Origin of the sequence: Pontibacter deserti, from assembly GCF_023630255.1 — a bacterium.
GTDB lineage: Bacteria > Bacteroidota > Bacteroidia > Cytophagales > Hymenobacteraceae > Pontibacter > Pontibacter deserti.
Genome location: NZ_JALPRS010000001.1, coordinates 1,373,290 through 1,393,471 on the forward strand (window position 1 = coordinate 1,373,290; position 20,182 = coordinate 1,393,471).

The following is a 20,182-nucleotide window of genomic DNA, read 5'->3' on the forward strand; positions in this document are numbered from 1 at the left end:
TCTCAAAAGGGCCGGCTCTTTTATATTTATACTTTCTATTCTTACCCTAGCTGTTCTCTTTTAAAGATAGCTATAGATAATCTTATTTTATGGTATTCATATTGTTCGCCTAGGGCGTCATATAAATCCTTGAGTTTGGCATCAGCACCTAAACTTTCAATTGATTTGCATATAGCCAAATACTCCTTTTTATTTACAAACCGGTATAAATCAACTCCTTCGTAGCCTTGCTCGTAAAGCGTCGCTAAGTGAGAGTAGATAGTAACTGGGTTCAGCTTACGTTGCTGTGCTATCTGCTCAGGATTATTGCCATTCTTGAACGCTTCGTAAGTTACCAGATGCGTAGCGCCTTTTACTTTATTACCTTTCTCTTGCTCATCCGTTATGAAGTTGATTATCTCATTCACAAAATCATAACCATAGCGCTCATACTTTAAAGAACCTACACCAGAAATGGACAGCATGGCAATTCGGTTTGTCGGTTTTTCAGCAGCCATTTCCTGTAAGGTACTGTCACTAAAGATAACGTAAGGTGGCACGCCATGTTCATCAGCCATACGCTTCCGCAAGGCACGGAGTCGCTCAAATAGCGCATCCTGGATTACTTCTTTTTTAGGTCTGGCTTTCCTTACTTCTTCTACAGGCTGTTTAACTTCATCAAACTTCACGAGCTGCACTTTACGGCCTTCAAATAACACTTGCCTGCTTTGCTCTGTCAGTTTCAAAGTATAATTCTGATCATACGCTAGCTCCACGAGGCCTGCATTCAGCATCTGGTGCAGGTAGCGCTGCCAGTCCATCGTACCTATATCACGCCCTGCTCCGTAAGTTTTAATCCGGTCGTAGCCACCTTCCATTACCTGTGCATTTCGAGAGCCGCGCAACACATCTATCAGTAAGCCCATATTTACCTTCTCTTGCGTACGGGCTATGGCAGACAACGCTTTCTGCACTACAAGGGTACCATCAAAAGATGTGGGAGGATTTCGGCAGATATCACAGTTACCACAATCCTTAGACATGGTTTCGCCGAAGTACTGCAACAGTATCCGTCGACGACAAATGGTAGCTTCGGCATACTGCTGCATCCGGTCCAGTTTTACCAGTTGCAGTTCTGTTTGCTTCTCGTTACCTTCCATCAGCATATTGCGCATGCTCATTACATCAGCGTAACTATAAAACAGCAGCGCATCAGACTTAGCACCATCTCTTCCGGCACGACCAATCTCCTGGTAATATCCTTCAATATTTTTAGGCAGGTTATAGTGTATTACCCACCTTACATTCGATTTGTCGATTCCCATACCAAAGGCTACAGTAGCACACACGATCTGCACATCATCCTTCAGAAAATCTTCCTGTGCTTTTGCACGTTGCTGTGCATTCATGCCGGCATGGTAACAGGTTGCTTTAAAACCACTTCTCTTGAGCTTATCAGCAATTGCTTCTGTGCCCTTGCGGCTGAGGCAATAAATGATACCGGGTTGCTTATGGTGCTTATCCAGAAACTCTGTGATCTTATTAAAGCGATCCCGCCCAGGCTTCACCATCAGGTTTATATTTGGCCTGTCGAAAGATGAAATAAAAATCTGTGGATCGCGCAGGTAAAGCTGCTCCTGTATATCCTTTTGGGTAAGTTTGTCGGCAGTGGCGGTTAAGGCAACCATTGGAGTTTGTGAAAACTGCTGCTTTAGTATCTTAAGCTGCGTATACTCCGGTCTGAAATCATGTCCCCAGGCGGAGATACAGTGTGCTTCATCCACCGCAAATAATGAAACCTGCACCCTTTTCAGGAAAGAAAGGAAACCGGCAGAAAGTAATTTCTCAGGAGATACATATAGTAATTTCAGGTTACCGGCAAGGCAGGCATTCTCTACTTTGTACTGCTCTTCAGCTGACAACGAACTGTTCAGGAAGGCAGCATTAATTCCATTCTCCAGCAAGGCTTCTACTTGGTCTTTCATCAGGGCGATAAGCGGCGAAATAACCACGCACAAACCGGGCATTACCACAGCCGGCACCTGATAACATACCGATTTACCACCGCCTGTTGGCATAAGCACCACCACATCCTGACGCTTCAGGATACAGCTGATAATCTGCTCCTGCATCGGCCTGAAGTTGTCGTAGCCAAAGTATAATTTTAACGCCTCACGCGCTTCCCGTATCTCCATCATAACTATAAATCTGGCAGCATTTGTTACCTGCCGCACCTGCTTCTGCTTACCCAAAGATAAGACTATTTTAGCCACGGGAGTAGCCCCACTTACGCCTAAGTTTTATAACTAACTGAGTAGCACCCCGTAGGTTTATAGATAGCAACCAAAATAAAAACTATGAAATCTGAGAGAACAAACAACCTGGAACATGTTCTGATTAAATGTGTAACAGCCTGCGAAACCTGCGCTACCATGTGCCTGCAGGAAGATGATGTAAAAATGATGGCCCGCTGTATAATGCTGGACCGCGACTGCTCCGATATCTGTACTATAACGGCTCAATTTGTTGCCCGTAATTCAGAACATGCCAGGCACGTAATGAAGGAGTGTATTGAAATATGCCGTGCCTGTGAAGAAGAGTGCCGCAAGCATGACCATGACCATTGCCAGCATTGCGCCGACATCTGCCGTGAATGTGCCGATGCCTGCAGCCAATGGATGAACGGCTAAGAAAAAAGAAACGGGGCAGGAATACATCCTGCCCCGTTTCTTTTATTAGTCTTTCTATTTTAGAAGATCAGATTAAGTATCCAGGTAAGTATAGCTATAGCAATACCAAAAATTAGAGCGGTAAGGAAACCTGCAATGTTAATCCCGTCAACCAGGTAATCAGCCAGCAACACCATTCCTACATTTATCACGATCAGGAATAGACCTAGCGTCATAACGGTAATAGGTATAGTAAGAAAAGTCAATACCGGTTTTAGAAAAGTATTTAACAGCGCCAGTACAAACGCAAATACAAATGCCGTTAAAAAACTATCAGTTATAGTTACACCAGGGATGATGTAAGTGGCTATAATTACTGCAATACCAGTAATAAGCACTTTAATAAAAAATCCAGTCATGGTACGTAGAGTGAGTGTATAATTCTATATTGATATTCCTGCTACAATAACCTATACTTCAAGCTTGCCTTGCGACACTGCCATCCAGTTACATATCTTATAAAGCAAACGTGCACCTACGTTACCGTTCCACTCACTTTCTCCCGGGCCTACTTCATTCAGATCGCAGCCAATAATTTCGCGTCCTGATTTTACGAGTTGCTTGATCAGGTATACAGCTTCTTCAAACTCCAGACCACCCGGAACCGGTGTACCTGTACCAGGGCAAAGTTTAGGGTCGAGTGCATCTATGTCAAAGCTCAGGTATACTTTCTGTGGCAGTTGTGCAATGATCTTCTTACATTCCTTTTTCCAGCTGTCACCTGCGTAAAGATTCTCTTTCAGCACTGCATCATAGAACATGGTGATACGCCCGTTAGACTGCTCTGCCATTTCAGCTTCAGACTGAGCCAGGTCGCGAATACCTACCTGTACCAGTTTCTTAACCTGTGGCAACTGCAACGCATTGTACATGATAGAAGCATGCGAGTATTTGAAACCTTCGTAAGCAATACGCAGGTCAGCATGTGCATCCAGTTGAAGTATACCAAACTCTTCATGCTTTTCAGCCATCGCATGGATCAGACCTAACGGAGTGCTGTGGTCACCGCCAAGCACACATACCGATTTACCTTGTTCCATGTACCCCAGTGCTTTTTGTTTCAGCCACAGCAGCAGTTCCTCTCCTTTGGCAGTTACTTCAGCAGGTACATCTTCCAATTCAGCAGCATCCACTTCAGGTTCACCTTCTTCGAGCCATGTGATATATTTTTCGGCTTTTACACGCAGCTCATCACTTACCGCATGCCACTCTTCCGATATTTCTTCCATGGCTATGCCTACTTTCCAGGCATCTTTAATAGCAGGCTCAAATAAGTCAATTTGCGGAGAAGCATCCAGTATAGCCTGGGGACCATTGGCTGTACCTGCGCTATAAGATACAGTAACTTCCCAAGGCACAGGTATAATTACTACTTCAGCTTCATCCACGGTAAATGGCAAACCAAAAAGGCCTGCATTTACATCACCTACTCCATTCGGATCGAAGCTGGCAATTTTTTCGGCTTTGCTGTTAGGCTGTTGGTTCTGCGGAGTACTCATCTGTTACCTGACCTGGTTTAGCGTTTAAAAGTTCTTTAACAAAATTAGGAAGAGCAAAAGCAGCTCTGTGGATGTCTTCATTGTAGTATTTCAGCCCCTTTTCTAAAGAAAATGCAGCAGCAGCATTTGCATCAAAAGTAAGCGGATGTGCATTACCTTTAGAAGAATAAGAGAAGCTCCATGTGCCTGTTGGGTAGGTCGGGATAGCTGCCAGGTAGCAATGTACTTTCTCAGCACCAAATATCTGCTTATAAGTATCATAGATCTCAACAAATACGCCGCTGTTAAAGCGAGGAGATTCACTTTGTGTGATCATGATACCATCATTAGTCAGGCAACGGTATACTTCCTGATAAAAAGATGCAGTAAACAAACCCTCGCCCGGACCAACAGGGTCAGCAGAGTCAACTATGATCAGGTCGTACAGCTCGTCAGCGCATTCTTTAATATACTTGATACCATCTTCAACCAACAGGTTCAGGCGTGGGTTATCGAAAGCTACAGCTGTTTCTGGTAGGTGAAGTTTGCAGGCTTCAATTACAAGTTCATCAATTTCCACTAGAGTAACCTCTTCAAGTTGCTCATAACGCAGTAGTTCACGTACAGTACCACCATCGCCGCCACCAATTACAAGTGCACGTTTTGCTTTCGGGTTACTGAACATTGGCACGTGCGTGATCATCTCATGGTACACGTACTCATCTTTCTGCGTGCACATTACCATACCATCTAGCGTAAGCAGGTTGCCGTATGCCAGTGTTTCATATACTTCCACGCGCTGGTAAGGCGAGTCTTTTTTGTAGAGCTGGTTGCCAGTGTGCTTCAGTGAAAGGGCAATATTTTCATCACGCTCTGTAAACCACACATCACGGGTAATGGTACCCAGTTTCTCCTGTGGCTGTGGCGACACATCTCTCAATGATTCCAGGTTAAAATCCATACGCTTCAACAGGTCCAGCTGCCCACGACGGCACTCCATCGCAGAACCATGACTTGCCTCAAAAGCATCTTTCAGGTAGTTATAAGATACCCAAGGGTCAACAGAATCGCCGCAGGTAAAAAGGTCTACAGCTGCGTAGCCATACTCAGGCCAGGTATGAATCGCCAGGTGACTTTCCTGAATCACCACCACACCCGATACACCATAAGGCGAAAAGTGGTGAAATGTACTGTTTATTACAGTGGCTCCAGCTGTTTCAGCTGCAGCTACCATACTGTTCTCGATATGAACTACGTCGTTCATCAGTTCAGGAGAGCAGTTGTAAAATTCTACCAGGATGTGTCTTCCTAATGCGTTCATTAATTGGGTATGATATTGTGAAAATCTAATGTTCAGGCAAAAAAACGAAAACTATGGCTATAATCAAAAGTATACTATACAGCTTAGCATATACTTTACTGACATGCAATAAGTTATAAATCAGGAAATATCAAGAAGAAGAACAAACAGCTTTAAAAGCACCTGATTATGATGAGATTGACAAGTATAAATGAAAAAAGCTTAAACCATAGTTTAAGCTTTGGGATAGCATGTATATACGGTAAATAAGCTGCTACTAAGTAAATCTATACTTGCAACTCTGGTAAGGCAAGTATAAATGCTAGCTAAAGCAGCTGGTATAACGGGTATGTAAATAATGCTTTATTGAGCAGTGCTTTATTAAGCTTTTTTATCAAGGTCGAAGGTGCGGATTATTTCCAGTATTTTAAGGAACGTGCTGGTATCAAAAAACAACAGCAAAGGCAACTCTACACTTTTATAGTTATGCGTAAACTTGGTGATAACTGTAAAAACCAATGGTTGGAATAACGGATGCTGCACCAGAATATCTTTCAGAGAATCAGCAATATGGCTTTTAGGAGCTTTAGGCGGCGAACCATAAATGTTAGCTTTCAGGATATTAGCTAATTGAGTAACCAGTGCACCAGTTATAATATTGCTTATCTCCAGTAGCAACGACTCCTGCATGGCACTCACTTCACCTTTCTGTACCTCTATCATACCAAGGCAAACTTCTGATAAACGGGCAATATGGTTATCAGAAAAGAGCATTAATGTAGCACCATTAAAGTCCCCTTTTATATCTGACTGGATGATAAAGTGGGTGCTCTCATATTTTGAAACCAGCTTTAGAAGTTCCTTTACCTCTATCAGCTGAATATCCGGCACTTTAAGTAATACTTTATCTTTAGCAATGGCTGCAAAAGAATCTGCTGCACGTGCCAGCCCGATATTAAGGATCTCCTTAATTATATCGCGTTCAAGTTCAGTTACGTGAGGTTCCGTAATGTTTGTCATGCTAATTAAATTTTTACTCTCCAGCTAATACCTGCCTTCTGCTCACAAAGTACCGCGTTACCGCAGGCACATCCAGCACCAGGCAAACTTTACCAGAACCAAGTAATGTTACACCGCCATACAAATCAACAGCATCTAGGGGCTTGCTCAGTGGTTTAACCACTATGTCCTGCTGCCTGTATAGTTTATCTACAATTAAACCAAGTTTCCTGTTGTTGTAAGATACAATAATAATATTCTGCACCATGCCGTTTAACCGGGTCTTGTCACCCAGGTTCATGTCCTGCTCATTTACGTTCAGGAGCTCATGCAGGTAAACAACTGTTATTGTCTCACCTAAAATATCCGCTACCAATACACCACCTACTTCGTGCAGTTCATCTACTTCCAGGGCCACCACCTGTTCGGTATGTATAAGCGGAATCGCATAAAATATTTTGTCTACTTCAAAAAGAAGAGCACCTTTTACCGCTATCGAAGTTGGTAGCTGAAGTGTAAAGGTGGTACCTTTTCCCTTTACAGATTCTATCCTGATTCTGCCGCCAATAGAATCTACCGCATTTTTTACTACATCGAGACCAACCCCTCTGCCAGAAAATTCGGTTACTTCTTTAGCTAACGAGAAACCAGGTTCAAACAAATAAGAAAGTGCTTCAGTATCTGAAAGGTGCTCTACAGTACTGGCCGGTAACATATGTCTGTCTACAATGGCTTTGCGTACCTGTAGCAGGTCTATACCTTTTCCATCATCTGTTAGCTGAATAATTACGTTTTCACGGTCGTTACGAGCTATCAGAGATAAATTTCCCTGGCGTGGCTTATTCTTTTTAATTCGGTTCTCTGGTTTTTCTATACCATGGGTAATGGCGTTACGAACCAGATGTAACAACGAGTCTGTGATGATCTGAAGTATATTCCTGTCGATTTGAATATCGTGGCCAGCTAGAGTTAGATCAACAGTCTTATTCTCGGCTGTGGCAATATCACGAACAATTCTTGGGAATTTATTGAAAAGTGAGCCTATACTTACCAGGCGCGCATCCATGATGCTGTACTGCAGATCTTCCGTAATTCGGTTCAGGTGAGAACTTACGTTTTTAAGCTCATCATTTTCCAGTTCACGGCTGATGGATACAATACGGTCGCGGTCAATTACCAGCTCCCCTACCAGGTTAAGCAAATGGTCCAGCTTTTTAATCTGGATATAAACCAGCTCAGACAGAGACAGGTTTTTTGAAGTGTTGTATCGTTGAACTTTAGCTAGCTCGATTGTACTATCCGAGAGGTTGTCAACTATAATGTCGAGGTTACGGAGCAGTACCGGATCAGGATCGCCATAGTTCTCATTATCGATGTTATGGATCAACTCACCCAGTAAGTCTATACCTTCAAACAAAACAGTTACCACTTCATCGCTGAAGCTGAGCTCTTTGTTACGGATAAGGCTGAAAGCTGTCTCTAATTTGTGTGATACATCGGAGATCTTCAGGTACCCGATAGCTTTTGCGTTAGCTTTCAGGTTATGGAGTAAACGGAATATCTCCGCCAGGATCTGATCATCCTGCGGTCGTTTTTCCAGATCGCTGATATGCCTGTTAAGAGCATCAAAATACTCCAGCGCCTCTGCAATAAATATTTCTTTATATTCCTGTTCTCTCGATTTCATATCGTGTCGCCGGCAACGCCGACGGTGTTTTGACTTGCCACATAACTGTTTATGAAATGTGGTATTTCAGATAGTGGCAAAACATGTTGCGTTACACCACTTTCTATTACAGACTTAGCCATTCCAAAAATATCTGAAGAAGCTTCATCCTGGGCAATAACCAATCCGCCCCTTTTATAAATGGTTGTGGCACCAGCAGTACCATCCTTTCCCATTCCGGTTAATATTACACCAAGCACCCTTTTCACATTACTGTTCGCTACCGACTGCATCAACAGGTCAATAGAGGGCTGGTCAAAATTTTCAGCAACGTCATCCGAAAAACTGATCTTATAACCTTCAGTATTCCCGATGATTGACTGTATTTCCATGTTCCGCCCGCCTGGCGCAACTATCAATTTATTGGGTTTTAGTATCGCACCTTGTCTGCCTTCACGCACTTTTAGCCTTGTATGGTTTTGTAAGCGCTCAGCCAAAGACTTTGTAAAACCAGAAGGCAAATGCACTGCTACCAATACAGCTGCATTCAGGTCATTATCTAACTGCTTTACTATAAACTCAATGGCCTTTGTACCACCTGTAGATGCACCTATAACTATAACTGTATCTACCAGAGGCTTTGGTGTTATAGTTTCGGCAGACAAATTTTCTACCTGATCCTTCAGTTGAGCCAGTCTGCGGTGCACGTCCCAATTTATTGTTTGCCTTACTGCCCTGATTTTAAAAGCAAGTTCAGCGGCTATACTTCTGTAATCCGGGAAACGCTTTTGTTCGGGTTTCAGTACAATGGCATAAACGCCTAGTGCTGTTACTTCCTGTACAAATTCCAGTGTTAGCTGCTCACGTTTTACAAGCAAAACAATTGGTGTAGGTGCTTCACTGAAAATGCGCTTCAAAGTAAAAAAACTTTTATTCTGAGGCAGATCACAGTTAACAAGTACTACGTGCGGCTCATTTTCCTTCAGAGTTTTAAGTAATTCGTCACCGTCTTTTGCAAAACCAGCAACAAAAATATCTTTCTCCTCATTCAGGGTCGACTCCAGCACCAGCCGGGTATGACTCGACTGGGCTGCAATCAATACTCTAATCTCTTTTGCTGAATGCAGCATAAATTGTAAAAGGACCTAAGCAGCTAAAAGAATTTATTCTTCTTTCAGTGCCTGGCTAACTACTTCTAAAACTTTTTCTTCAGAGAACGGCTTCACAATGTAAGAAAGAGCACCATATTCCAGCGCTTCATTCACGATCACTTCCTGACCTACGGCACTAACTATAACAACTTTCATGTCCGGCTGATCAGCTTTTATGCCTTTCAGTACATCCAGACCAGTATTATCCGGCAAAATAACATCCAGTGTAACCAGATCAGGTTTTGTTTCCTTTGCCAGTTCCAGGGCTGTTTGTCCGTTTGGTGCTTCGCCTACAATTTCGTAGCCTGCGTCCGTCAGCATGTTCTTTAACATGGTGCGCATGTAGAAAGAATCATCTACAATTAATATTCTCTTCATAATTTCTGTAGTTGCTTATGTCTTAGTTTGATAACTGCTTCACTTCGTCACTGGAAAGTATCTTATACATGTCCAGCACAATAATCAACCGGTTATCTACTTTCGCTATACCTTCAATATAATTTTCCTGCACGGCTATATCCTGCAGGAAAGAAGGTGTTTTATCAATTTTTGAAACGGCTAAGTTAAGTGACTGTGGTACTTCCTTCACTACCACACCAATGCTGTAATCTTTAGCTTCAATCACTAAAGTATAAGTAACATTGCTGTCAGTAGCTGAATTATCCGGACGTATACCAAAACGCTCTTCCAGATCCATGATGGCTATAATATCACCCCGGATGTTGGCTACCCCTTTCACAAAGTCAGGTGTGCGGGGCATGTGCGTTATACTTGGCGTTACAGTAACTTCCTTAACCTGCTCTATTTTAATGCCATAAAATTCTGCTCCAAGCTTAAAAACGATCAGATGCAGCAGCGGCTCATTTACATTTACCTTCGCTGCTTCTTCCGTTTCTTTGCCGTTAACAGCAATAGCATCTTGTGCAGGCACTGCATTATCCAGTGCCTTCTCTTTTTTAGTCGGCATAATTGGTTTAATTGCTGTTACCTAATCTGTTACTTCTGCCTGTAATCTGTGTTCTCGCAGCAGTACGCTTCATCGAACCATTATTATTGGCAGGTATAGAAGTCATACGCTTTGGTTTGTTATGGTTAAAGATGATGTTACCATCTATCAGCTTGAAGGCAGAGATACTGATCTGCAGATCGGCTGCAATGTCGTTCAGGTTCTGAGACGATGAAGTAAGTTCCTGCATCGAAGTTGAAAGCTGCTTGGCTGTACTTGCTACCTGCTGTGTACCAGAGGCTGTCTGTTCAGCAATTGCTACCACTTCTTCCACATACTTCACTACGTCTCCGATGGATGATTTCTGAACTTCCGTAGCCGTTAAGATATCCTGTGCAGTACGAAGCGTTTCACCACTTGATGCAGCAATATTTTTAAAGGCGCTGGATGCTTCAAATGTTGCATTCTTTCCTTTTAATACGCGGCCTTCCATGGTCGAGATCGCTGTTGCAGCAGAGGCTGTATCTTTCTTCACGTCTTCTACCAGTGTAGCAATCTCACTTGCAGACTTACGTGAACCTTCCGCCAGCTTTCTGATCTCTTCAGCTACCACCGCAAAACCACGTCCTGCTTCACCTGCTCTGGCCGCCTCAATGGCAGCGTTAAGTGCAAGTAGGTTAGTTTGTGCGGCAATGTCTGTGATCACACCAAGTGACTTTGATATCTCCTGAGAACGAGTACTTAATACTTCAATCGTTTTAGCAGTAAGCGCCGCAGAGCTTGAAATCTCTTCCATGTTCTTCACCACTTCCGCAACTGTCTTTAGACCAATCTGAGAGCTTTCCTCACCAAGTAATGCTGTTTTGTTCACTACTTCGGCACGGTTGGCAGTCTCTTTAGTACCTTTCATGATCTCTTCGATCAGTTTAAAGGCCTGGTCTGTTTTTAACGCTTGGTTCTGTGCACCTTCTGCCATTTGCTGCATTGCTAAGGCCACATCCAGTGTCACTTTGTTCATGTCCAGACCTTTGGTAGCCATTTCTTCAGAAGAAGAACCTACTACTAAAGATGAGTCGTTGATTTCACCTAGTAACGCATTCAGGTTATCAACCGCCAGGTTAAGCGCATTCGCCATATCCTGGATATCACCGGCAGTCTGTATCTCAGCTTTCTGAGTCAAATCACCTTCAGAGATCGCACGTACTACACGAGATACTTCCAGTACCGGCGTTACGATTGATTCTAACAGGTCATTTAGTGTATCAACAAGCTCTTTCCAGCTGCCACCCACACCAAGTACAGTTGCACGCTCAGTAAGTTTACCTTCCACACCCGCAACTCTTGCCACACGAGATACCTCACCGGCTAGTCTGTTCAGGTCAACCACCATGGTATTGATTGTTTCAGCTAGTTCTGCAACTTCACCACGGGCTTCTAAGCTTAATTTCTGGGTTAGGTCACCTTTTGATACTGCTGTTACTACTTTTACGATGCCTCGTACCTGTGTTGTAAGGTTAGAAGCCATGGTATTCACATTGTCGGTAAGATCTTTCCAGGTACCGGCAACACCAATAACTCTCGCCTGGCCTCCTAGTTTACCTTCTGTACCTACTTCACGTGCCACACGAGTTACCTCACTGGCAAATGAACCAAGCTGATCCACCATTATATTGATCACGTCTTTGATCTGCAGGATCTCTCCACGCACATCCACCGTGATTTTCTGAGTTAAGTCGCCACTTGCAATAGCAGTTGCCACTTTAGATACGTCACGTAACTGAACAGTAAGGTTACCGGCCATCGCATTTACGTTATCTGTCAGTTCTTTCCAGGTTCCGCCTACGTTTGGCACTACTGCCTGACCACCCAGTTTACCTTCTGTACCTACTTCAAGCGCTACACGGGTTACCTCACCGGCAAATATGTTCAGGGAATCTACCATCTGGTTGATGTTCTCTTTAAGTAAGAGCATCTCCCCTTTTACATCCACCGTAATTTTTTGAGTTAAGTCACCTTTCGCAACCGCTGTAGATACGTTGGCAATGTCACGCACCTGCTGGGTAAGGTTGGCAGCCATGGTGTTCACATGGTCAGTTAAGTCTTTCCAAACACCAGCCACGTTAGGTACTATAGCCTGTCCGCCTAGTTTACCTTCCGTACCCACTTCACGAGCCACGCGGGTTACCTCATCTGCGAAGATGTTCAGCGAGTCCACCATCTGGTTAAGGTTACCTTTCAGGTCAGCAAGCTCGCCTTTTACATTAACTGTGATCTTCTGGCTCAGGTCACCTTTTGCCACCGCAGTCGCAACATTTGCAATGTCACGCACCTGGCTTGTAAGGTTTGAAGCCATGTAGTTTACGTTGTCGGTAAGGTCTTTCCATACACCACCAACGTTCGGTACATTTGCTTGGCCACCCAGTATACCTTCAGTGCCTACCTCACGTGCCACACGCGATACTTCCGCGCCAAACACATTCAGTCGGTCCACCATTTCATTCAATATATCCTTCAGGTCACCCAGCTCACCTTTCACATCCACAGAAACTTTCTGAGTTAAGTCACCTTTCGCAACCGCGGTTGCTACGTTGGCGATATCTCGTACCTGAAGTGTTAAGTTAGAAGCCATCAGGTTTACATTCTCTGTAAGCTCCTTCCAGGTTCCTTCTACTTTCGGCACATTTGCCTGGCCACCCAGTTTTCCTTCTGTACCTACTTCTCTCGCCACACGAGTTACCTCACCAGCGAAAATGTTCAGGGAATCCACCATCTGGTTGATGTTCTCTTTCAGGTCGGCCATCTCACCTTTCACGTTTACCGTGATCTTCTGAGTTAAGTCGCCTTTTGCAACCGCTGTAGATACGTTGGCAATGTCACGCACCTGAGAAGTCAGGTTGCTGGCCATTGTGTTCACGTTATCAGTCAGTTCTTTCCATACACCACCTACATTAGGCACTTTGGCTTGTCCGCCCAGTTTACCTTCTGTACCCACTTCACGTGCCACACGGGTTACCTCGTCTGCGAAGATGTTCAGTGAGTCCACCATCTGGTTCATGTTGTCCTTCAGCTGGGCAAATTCACCGCGAACATCCACCGAAATTTTCTGAGCAAGGTTACCTTTTGCCACGGCAGTTGCCACGTTCGAGATATCTCGTACCTGCAAGGTCAGGTTGGCAGCCATGGTATTCACATTATCGGTAAGGTCTTTCCATACACCGGCTACGTTTGGTACCGAAGCCTGGCCTCCTAGTTTACCTTCTGTACCCACTTCAAGTGCCACACGGGTTACCTCACCGGCGAACAGGTTCAGGTTATCGATGGTACGGTTTATAGTTTCGGCCATCACCTTAAAGTCACCTGATACCGGGATCTGGAATGTTTCATCCAGGTTACCGCGCGAGATGTTTTTAAGTACTTTACCTACTTCTAGTACCGGTACCGCAATCGAATCCACAAGACCGTTGATGTTGTTGATCATGTCCTTCCAGAAACCGGAAGCGTTCTCAGCAGAAGCACGGGCTTTCAGGTTACCCTCCACACCGGCTACTTTCGAGATACGTGACACCTCGCCACCCACACCACCGATCATTTCCACCATCGAGTTGTAAGCTTCTGCTATCTCGGCAAAAATGTCGTTATTCTGTTTGGTAAGTCGAACTGAGATATCACCTTTTTTAAAGGCATCCAGCGCGTATAGTACCTTATAAAGCTGTTCGTTAATATAGTCAGGGCTCTGCAGCAATTTTTCATCAGTGATTCTGATGTCTCCACCGTTAGAACCATTGATAGGTTTTTTGGTTGGAGTGGCAGGTTTTTCAGCCGGCGCTCCATCAACTGCTATAGTTGCGCCCGGAGCATCAGCTATTGCTGTAGAAGTAGCTTTTTTGTTACCGTTCCCTTCTTTAGGAACAGGAGTTTTAGCTGTACTGCCTTCCACATCACTGATGAGCTTGTCTTTGCTCAACTTCAAGTTTTTACCTAAGGCCATATGTGTTTAGTTGAATTGCTTTTTGAATTGTACTGAAAAGGCCAAAATCTCCTTTTCTTACTCCCTTATAAAAAGAGCAATTTATGCAACGCAAATTAATCAAATTTAATGGTTTGTTCAAATTTGGTAAATGATAGTATTTACCTTGTAATAAATTCCTCCGCAAGAGCCATATAATCTTTTGCACCTTTCGATGCAGCATCATATTCCATTATACTTCGCCCAAACGAAGGTGCTTCGGCAAGTTTAACATTAAGGCGTATGCTTTGTTTAAAAATATGCTCCTTTACGTTCTGCTGCAGATATTCTAATACTTCCTGACTCAGCTTTCTGCGCACATCAAACATCACCACTACGATACCTTTTATTTTAAGTTTCGGATTGAACGCTTTTTTTATTTTTTCTACTGTATTCAGTATCTGATCGAGCCCCTGTAAAGTGAGCACTTCCATTTGTAGTGGGATCAGAACTTCGTCGGAAGCAGTTAGTGCATTAAGTGTTAGCACTGATAAAGAAGGCGGACAATCTATAAGTATGTAGTCAAACCCTTTCAGATCTTTCAGCATCGTTTGCAGAAACTTCTCGCGTTCCGGTTGCGACACAAGCGATATCTCAATATCTACCAGTTCGTTAGAACCAGGCGCGATCCAAAGACCATCTTTTTCAACCAGCACATCCTGCAAACTGGTATTACCCAGGAATGCATCAGCTAAAGTTGCCTTAGGTTCTGTAACAGCAAGCGAGTAAGATAGATTCCCTTGCGGATCTAAATCTAATAATAAAACACGTTTGCCTAATTTACTTAAAGCACTCCCTAAATTTATTGTGGTGGTGGTTTTACCTGTACCGCCTTTCTGATTGATGACGGCTACTGTGGTTGTTGCCATTTTATAGTTGCGTTGATGTAAGGTCAGTTATTTAACTGCAGCCACTAAACTAAGTATAAAAACAACCTAAGACAAAAAGATTGTATTTAAACACTTTGTTGCAGGTTCATCTTTTCCAGTTCACCTGTTCTTACATAGATATCCTGCCATTGCTCCAGATCAAGTGCAACAGCAGCTACCTGCGCAGGCACCAGGTAGGGTAAACTCCTGTTTACCAGATTTCTGAGTAGTTGTGTAAGTGCAGGGTTATGAGATACAAGTACAATTTTTTTTACATGTGCAGGCAACTGGCTTATACTTTTAAGCAGCTGTGCTTCTTTAGGGTTATAAATTTCCGGATCGTAGGTAATATTGTCCTGCTCAAAGTATAAACGACTGGCTACAATACGGGCAGTGTCGCTGGCGCGCTTTGCGGGGCTGGCCAAAATAGCATCTGCTTTCTGGTAGTATTCTCTAATCCATTTGCCCAATTCGTGAGCCTGCCGTATACCTTCAGGAGTAAGCTCCCGCTCAAAATCTGGCTGCAGCGGATAAGGATCAAAAGTTTCTGCGTGGCGGCAGATCAGTAAATGTCGTTGCATAAGTTTTGCAGATATAGCCGTATAGTTGCTAAAAGGTATAAAACTGTTTGCTATAGCAGGGTAATTTAAGCACTATTAAACCTATGTTATATGGTAGAGGTTGTATTTGTAAGAAAAAAAATATGAACTTTGGGCAAAATAGAGCCTGAAAGGTTTTAAAAATAGAGGATGATAAAAAATTTAGTCATAGTTGAGTCGCCTGCAAAGGCCAAAACGATCGAAGGGTATTTAGGGAAGGATTTCGTAGTTAAGTCGAGTTTCGGCCACGTGCGCGACCTGCCTAAAGACAACAATGCTATCGATATAGAAAATGGGTTTAAGCCAACCTACGTTATCAGCAGCGATAAGAAAGATGTGGTGGCGCAACTCCGTAAACTGGCAAAAGAAGCAGAAACTGTATGGCTCGCATCCGATGATGACCGCGAAGGAGAAGCTATATCGTGGCACCTGACAGAGGCCCTAAACCTGAATGATGCTAAAACCCGTCGCATCGTTTTCAGGGAAATCACAAAAAATGCGATACTTAACGCGATCAGTTCCCCGAGAAGTATAGACATGGACCTGGTAAACGCACAGCAGGCACGCCGTATACTTGACCGCCTGGTAGGTTTTGAACTGTCTCCGGTACTCTGGAAAAAGATTAAAACCGGTTTGTCAGCTGGTCGTGTACAGTCTGTAGCAGTGCGTTTAGTGGTAGAGCGCGAACGTGAGATAGAGAAATTTAAAGCTGAAGCATCTTTCAGAATTACGGCATCTTTTGATGTACAGGGTAAAACACTGGAAGCTGAACTACCTACCAAGTATAAAACGGAAGAAGAAGCTCAGGCCTTTTTAGAAAAGTGCATTGGAGCAGCTTATACGATAGAGAACCTGGAGAAAAAGCCGCTGAAGCGTAGCCCGGCTCCACCGTTCACAACATCTACGTTGCAGCAGGAAGCCAGCCGTAAACTATACTTCTCAGTGGCCCAAACCATGTCGGTTGCACAGAAGCTGTATGAGTCTGGTAAGATTTCCTATATGCGTACCGACTCTGTGAATCTGTCTGAGGAAGCTATTCAGGGAGCATCCAGCGCAATACAGAATTCTTTTGGAGAGAAGTTTGTAAAAACCCGCCGGTTCAAAACAAAGTCATCAGGAGCTCAGGAAGCACACGAAGCCATCCGTCCAACTGATTTCTCTCAGATGAACGTGAGCAACGACCGCAACGAACAACGCCTGTACGAACTTATCTGGAAGCGTGCTATTGCATCGCAAATGGCAGATGCTGAAATTGAGAAGACAACAGCAACTATAGGCATTTCTACGCAACCAGAAAAACTGGTTGCTACAGGAGAGGTGATCAAGTTTGAGGGCTTCCTTAAAGTATACATCGAATCAAAAGATGATGATGAAGGTGCTGACGATGACGTAAAAGGCATGCTGCCTCCGCTTTCTATTGGTCAGACTATAGACCTGCGCCAGATGCTGGCTACACAGCGTTACAGCCGTCCTGCAGCCCGCTATACCGAAGCCAGCCTTGTGAAGAAACTGGAGGAAATGGGTATAGGCCGTCCGTCAACTTACGCACCAACTATATCTACCATTCAGAAAAGAGGTTATGTAGAGAAAGACAGCCGTGAAGGAAAAGAAAGACCTTACCGCGTGCTGACTTTACAGAAAGATCAGATCAGTTCTCAAACCAAAACCGAGATGACCGGTGCGGAAAAGGCCAAGCTTTTCCCGACGGATATGGCTATGGTGGTGAATGACTTCCTGGTGGAGCATTTCCCGAGTGTGATTGACTACTCATTTACAGCCAAAGTGGAAGCTGAATTTGACGAAATTGCGCAGGGCCATGAAGAATGGAAATCAATGCTGGATAAGTTCTATGGTAAATTCCATGAACGTATCGAGTCGAGTGAAAATATAGATCGTGCAGCTGTGTCCGGTGCCAGAGAACTAGGCACGGACCCGAATACCGGCAAGAAGTTAATAGCTAAACTTGGCCGTTTTGGCCCTTATGTGCAGTTAGGCGAAGAAGATCCGGAAAGTGGGGAAAAACCTGTTTATGCCAGTTTACGCAAAGGCCAGTTCCTGGAAAGTATAACCCTGGAAGATGCACTGGAACTGTTTAAACTGCCACGTGTGGTTGGAGTGTATGAAGACAAAGAAATGAAAGCCGCTATTGGCCGATTTGGTCCTTACATCAGCCACAACAGCAAATTTTACTCACTGCCAAAAGGAATGGATCCGCTGTATGTTACTCCTGAAGAAGCCATTGAACTGATTGAACAGAAACGTAAAGCCGAAGCTGAAAAACTGATCAAATCGTTTGATGAGAATCCGGATGTGCAGGTGCTGAACGGCCGCTACGGACCTTACATTGTGGTAGGTAAAAAGAACGTGAAGATTCCGAAAGGCAAAGAGCCTAAAGATCTGACACTACAGGAATGCCTGGATCTTGCTGAGGCTACGCCGGAGAAAAAAGGCAAAGGCGGATTTAAGAAAAAGACAGAAACAGCAACTGCAGAAAAAAAGCCAGCTACTAAAAAGGCTCCGGCAAAGAAAGCTGCAACTAAGACAAAAGCAGCAGCAAAGCCTAAAGCGACTGCTAAATCCAAAGCAAAGTAACTTTTATATTTAAATATGTAAAAGGGCAGCAAGTTTATACTTGTTGCCCTTTTGTTTTATAGTTTTACCTGTTATCCCAAGCGCAGCCGAGGGATCTTATATGTCCTATAGTTAAGGTTTATACTTATTCAGACCAGGCTATACTTTCAAATCGCCTGTTATCCTGGGAGCTTTACTAACCTACAGTTCTATAGTTGACTTTGGTGCCCTCACGGCCGGGAGGCCTCGTCTTTGGGCATCGCGCTGCTGATTTGAAGCTGCCTCCGCTCTGCTACGGCTGCCTTCGGCACCGCAACAAATCAAAGGCGCTCAACACAAAGACTGTGATCTTTCGATAGCTGATGCTATAGTTGATTTGAAATGCTATAGTTGTATAGCTTTATCGTGGTAATAATTCCGTAGGGACAGGTCGCGACCTGTCCGCTCACAGGCTGTAACTATAAAACTATACTTCTAACTATAGCAATAGCAGAAACTATCCCCTCTAGGGGATTATAGGGGTGTAAATGCTGTAGCTATGAAGCAATAGCTTGTGAATTTTGGGTGAGGTAAAAACTTCCCGCCTTAGACAAGGAGGGGTTGGGGGTGGTTAGACCACAGCAGCTATAAAACTATATCTTTTCCAGCCACTCTTCCACCTGCTGTACATTAACACTATAATTTTCTGACGTATCACCGGTTGTTCCTACTATACTTGCATATTCAAACCTTATCCCTTTACACAACAAGAAATAATGCGTCTTAACCAAATTGGCTGGGTGGAACTCAAGAACTTTACTATCCTCTGAAAAAAGTAGGTTTGTAAGGCCGGCACCGTGTGGGGCTATCACGGCTTCAGAGTTATAAAATAAATTTACCTGCTCCCGGTAACTTAACTCCTCTGCCCAAACAACTTCAAAATTATACCTGGCAAGCAGCGGCAACAAGTCCTGCTCATTCAGCAGTCGGCGTGTTTTGGCCCTGCTCCTGCTGATGTAGACTCTCCTTTTAACTTGCGCTGGTTGTATCTTATACCCTTCCCAAATTTTCGTTCTTAACCACTGGCTTACCGGCAAAGGCAGATACCCGCTCTGTGGATTAGATAGGAACGAAGGAAGTATAAACTGCTCTACCTGCCATTTCTCGTGCTTGCTAATGTAGACCACCTTTACATTTGGGTGCTCACGAAGTATAAATTCAAGTGTTTCGCGCTGATAAGCAGGCAGTTCACGGCGCATGATGATATTGATCGGCTCCTGAACCTGTTGCAGCAGAAAGTATAAACGTGGCAGGCAATCGAAAAACCAGTGGTAATTATTGTTTGCTGCCCATGGCAGATGCAAAATAGAAGTATACAGCCCTTTCCTAGACTTTGGTAGCATTAATGCAGGTGTTTTGTAGGCACTGGATTTAGATAAGCGGCTCACATCAAACACTGATTCCACCACCACTTTTCCATCCTGCACAACAGCCCCTGAATTACCTAAGAACATCACATCCCGAAGGTTAACTATAAACTGAGGTTTAATCCGGTACCCTAAGGTGTAATCCAGGCTATAGTTAAAACTTGACGCCGATTGCTCCAGAAAGGCTTGTTCCTGCTCATCAAAGTATAAAACCTGGGTTGGCGCCACCACTTTTTTAGAAGCATGATGCAGCACCGAAGTATAGCGGAAATAATAACTGGCAGTATGAAGTATCCGGAAGAGTGCCTTTTTCAGCATAGAGCAAAAGTATAGCCCGAAAGATACAACTTAAAGTTAAAAAGTTTGAAAGTGGTGGCGTCTGGTTTCATTTGTAGCAGTTCAACAATTTAACCATATAGCAATTCAACAATCAAAGATTAAATATTTAACTTGCAGCAAAATATTGGCTGTAGTTTGCCACAC

15 protein-coding genes are annotated in these 20,182 nt (G+C 43.8%); 2 read left to right on the forward strand and 13 right to left on the reverse strand.

The window, feature by feature from the left end:
- Positions 1–41: 41 nt before the first annotated feature.
- The gene (recQ, locus tag MJ612_RS05940) at positions 42–2,177 is read right to left on the reverse strand and encodes a DNA helicase RecQ (protein ID WP_394802023.1); all 2,136 of its coding nucleotides are present in this window, start codon (positions 2,175–2,177) and stop codon (positions 42–44) included.
- A 159-nt stretch (positions 2,178–2,336) separates the two neighbouring features.
- Here recQ and MJ612_RS05945 point away from each other — a divergent pair, with 159 nt between their 5' ends.
- Positions 2,337–2,669, forward strand: a complete 333-nt coding sequence (locus tag MJ612_RS05945; protein WP_187030385.1) for a four-helix bundle copper-binding protein — start codon at positions 2,337–2,339, stop codon at positions 2,667–2,669.
- 59 nt (positions 2,670–2,728) lie between these two features.
- Here the strand turns inward: MJ612_RS05945 and MJ612_RS05950 are convergent, their stop codons facing one another.
- The 11 genes from MJ612_RS05950 to MJ612_RS06000 all read right to left on the reverse strand — a co-directional run bounded on the left by MJ612_RS05950 (position 2,729) and on the right by MJ612_RS06000 (position 15,704).
- Positions 2,729–3,067: a phage holin family protein gene (locus tag MJ612_RS05950; RefSeq protein ID WP_187030387.1), complete on the reverse strand. Its 339-nt coding sequence runs from the start codon at positions 3,065–3,067 to the stop codon at positions 2,729–2,731.
- Positions 3,068–3,118: 51 nt separating this feature from the next.
- Entirely contained in the window at positions 3,119–4,207 is a 1,089-nt protein-coding gene (locus MJ612_RS05955; RefSeq protein WP_187030389.1) for an agmatinase family protein, read from the reverse strand.
- Positions 4,179–5,507: a polyamine aminopropyltransferase gene (gene speE, locus MJ612_RS05960; RefSeq protein WP_187030391.1), complete on the reverse strand. Its 1,329-nt coding sequence runs from the start codon at positions 5,505–5,507 to the stop codon at positions 4,179–4,181. Before speE ends, MJ612_RS05955 begins: the two co-directional genes overlap by 29 nt.
- A gap of 360 nt (positions 5,508–5,867) precedes the next feature.
- On the reverse strand, positions 5,868–6,506 hold the full coding sequence (locus MJ612_RS05965) for a chemotaxis protein CheC (protein WP_222619608.1): 639 nt from the start codon (positions 6,504–6,506) through the stop codon (positions 5,868–5,870).
- 13 nt (positions 6,507–6,519) lie between these two features.
- Positions 6,520–8,172, reverse strand: a complete 1,653-nt coding sequence (locus MJ612_RS05970; protein ID WP_187030393.1) for a chemotaxis protein CheA — start codon at positions 8,170–8,172, stop codon at positions 6,520–6,522.
- Complete coding sequence (locus tag MJ612_RS05975; protein WP_187030395.1) at positions 8,169–9,281, reverse strand: chemotaxis protein CheB; 1,113 nt, start codon at positions 9,279–9,281, stop codon at positions 8,169–8,171. Before MJ612_RS05975 ends, MJ612_RS05970 begins: the two co-directional genes overlap by 4 nt.
- Positions 9,282–9,314: 33 nt before the next feature.
- Positions 9,315–9,680, reverse strand: a complete 366-nt coding sequence (locus tag MJ612_RS05980) for a response regulator (RefSeq protein WP_187030397.1) — start codon at positions 9,678–9,680, stop codon at positions 9,315–9,317.
- A 22-nt stretch (positions 9,681–9,702) separates the two neighbouring features.
- A complete protein-coding gene (locus tag MJ612_RS05985) occupies positions 9,703–10,269 on the reverse strand; it encodes a chemotaxis protein CheW (protein ID WP_187030399.1) in 567 nt (188 codons plus the stop codon).
- A 7-nt stretch (positions 10,270–10,276) separates the two neighbouring features.
- The gene (locus tag MJ612_RS05990) at positions 10,277–14,236 is read right to left on the reverse strand and encodes a HAMP domain-containing protein (RefSeq protein WP_187030401.1); all 3,960 of its coding nucleotides are present in this window, start codon (positions 14,234–14,236) and stop codon (positions 10,277–10,279) included.
- Between the two features lie 140 nt (positions 14,237–14,376).
- Positions 14,377–15,123 carry a ParA family protein gene (locus MJ612_RS05995; protein ID WP_187030403.1) on the reverse strand — a complete coding sequence of 249 codons (747 nt, stop codon included), beginning with the start codon at positions 15,121–15,123 and terminating at the stop codon, positions 14,377–14,379.
- A gap of 86 nt (positions 15,124–15,209) precedes the next feature.
- A complete protein-coding gene (locus tag MJ612_RS06000; protein WP_187030405.1) occupies positions 15,210–15,704 on the reverse strand; it encodes a SixA phosphatase family protein in 495 nt (164 codons plus the stop codon).
- Positions 15,705–15,872: 168 nt separating this feature from the next.
- Here MJ612_RS06000 and topA point away from each other — a divergent pair, with 168 nt between their 5' ends.
- On the forward strand, positions 15,873–18,314 hold the full coding sequence (gene topA / locus MJ612_RS06005) for a type I DNA topoisomerase (protein WP_187030407.1): 2,442 nt from the start codon (positions 15,873–15,875) through the stop codon (positions 18,312–18,314).
- Positions 18,315–18,925: 611 nt separating this feature from the next.
- Here the strand turns inward: topA and MJ612_RS06010 are convergent.
- Positions 18,926–20,017 carry a glycosyltransferase family 61 protein gene (locus MJ612_RS06010; RefSeq protein WP_187030409.1) on the reverse strand — a complete coding sequence of 364 codons (1,092 nt, stop codon included), beginning with the start codon at positions 20,015–20,017 and terminating at the stop codon, positions 18,926–18,928.
- Between the last annotated feature and the right edge of the window lie 165 nt (positions 20,018–20,182).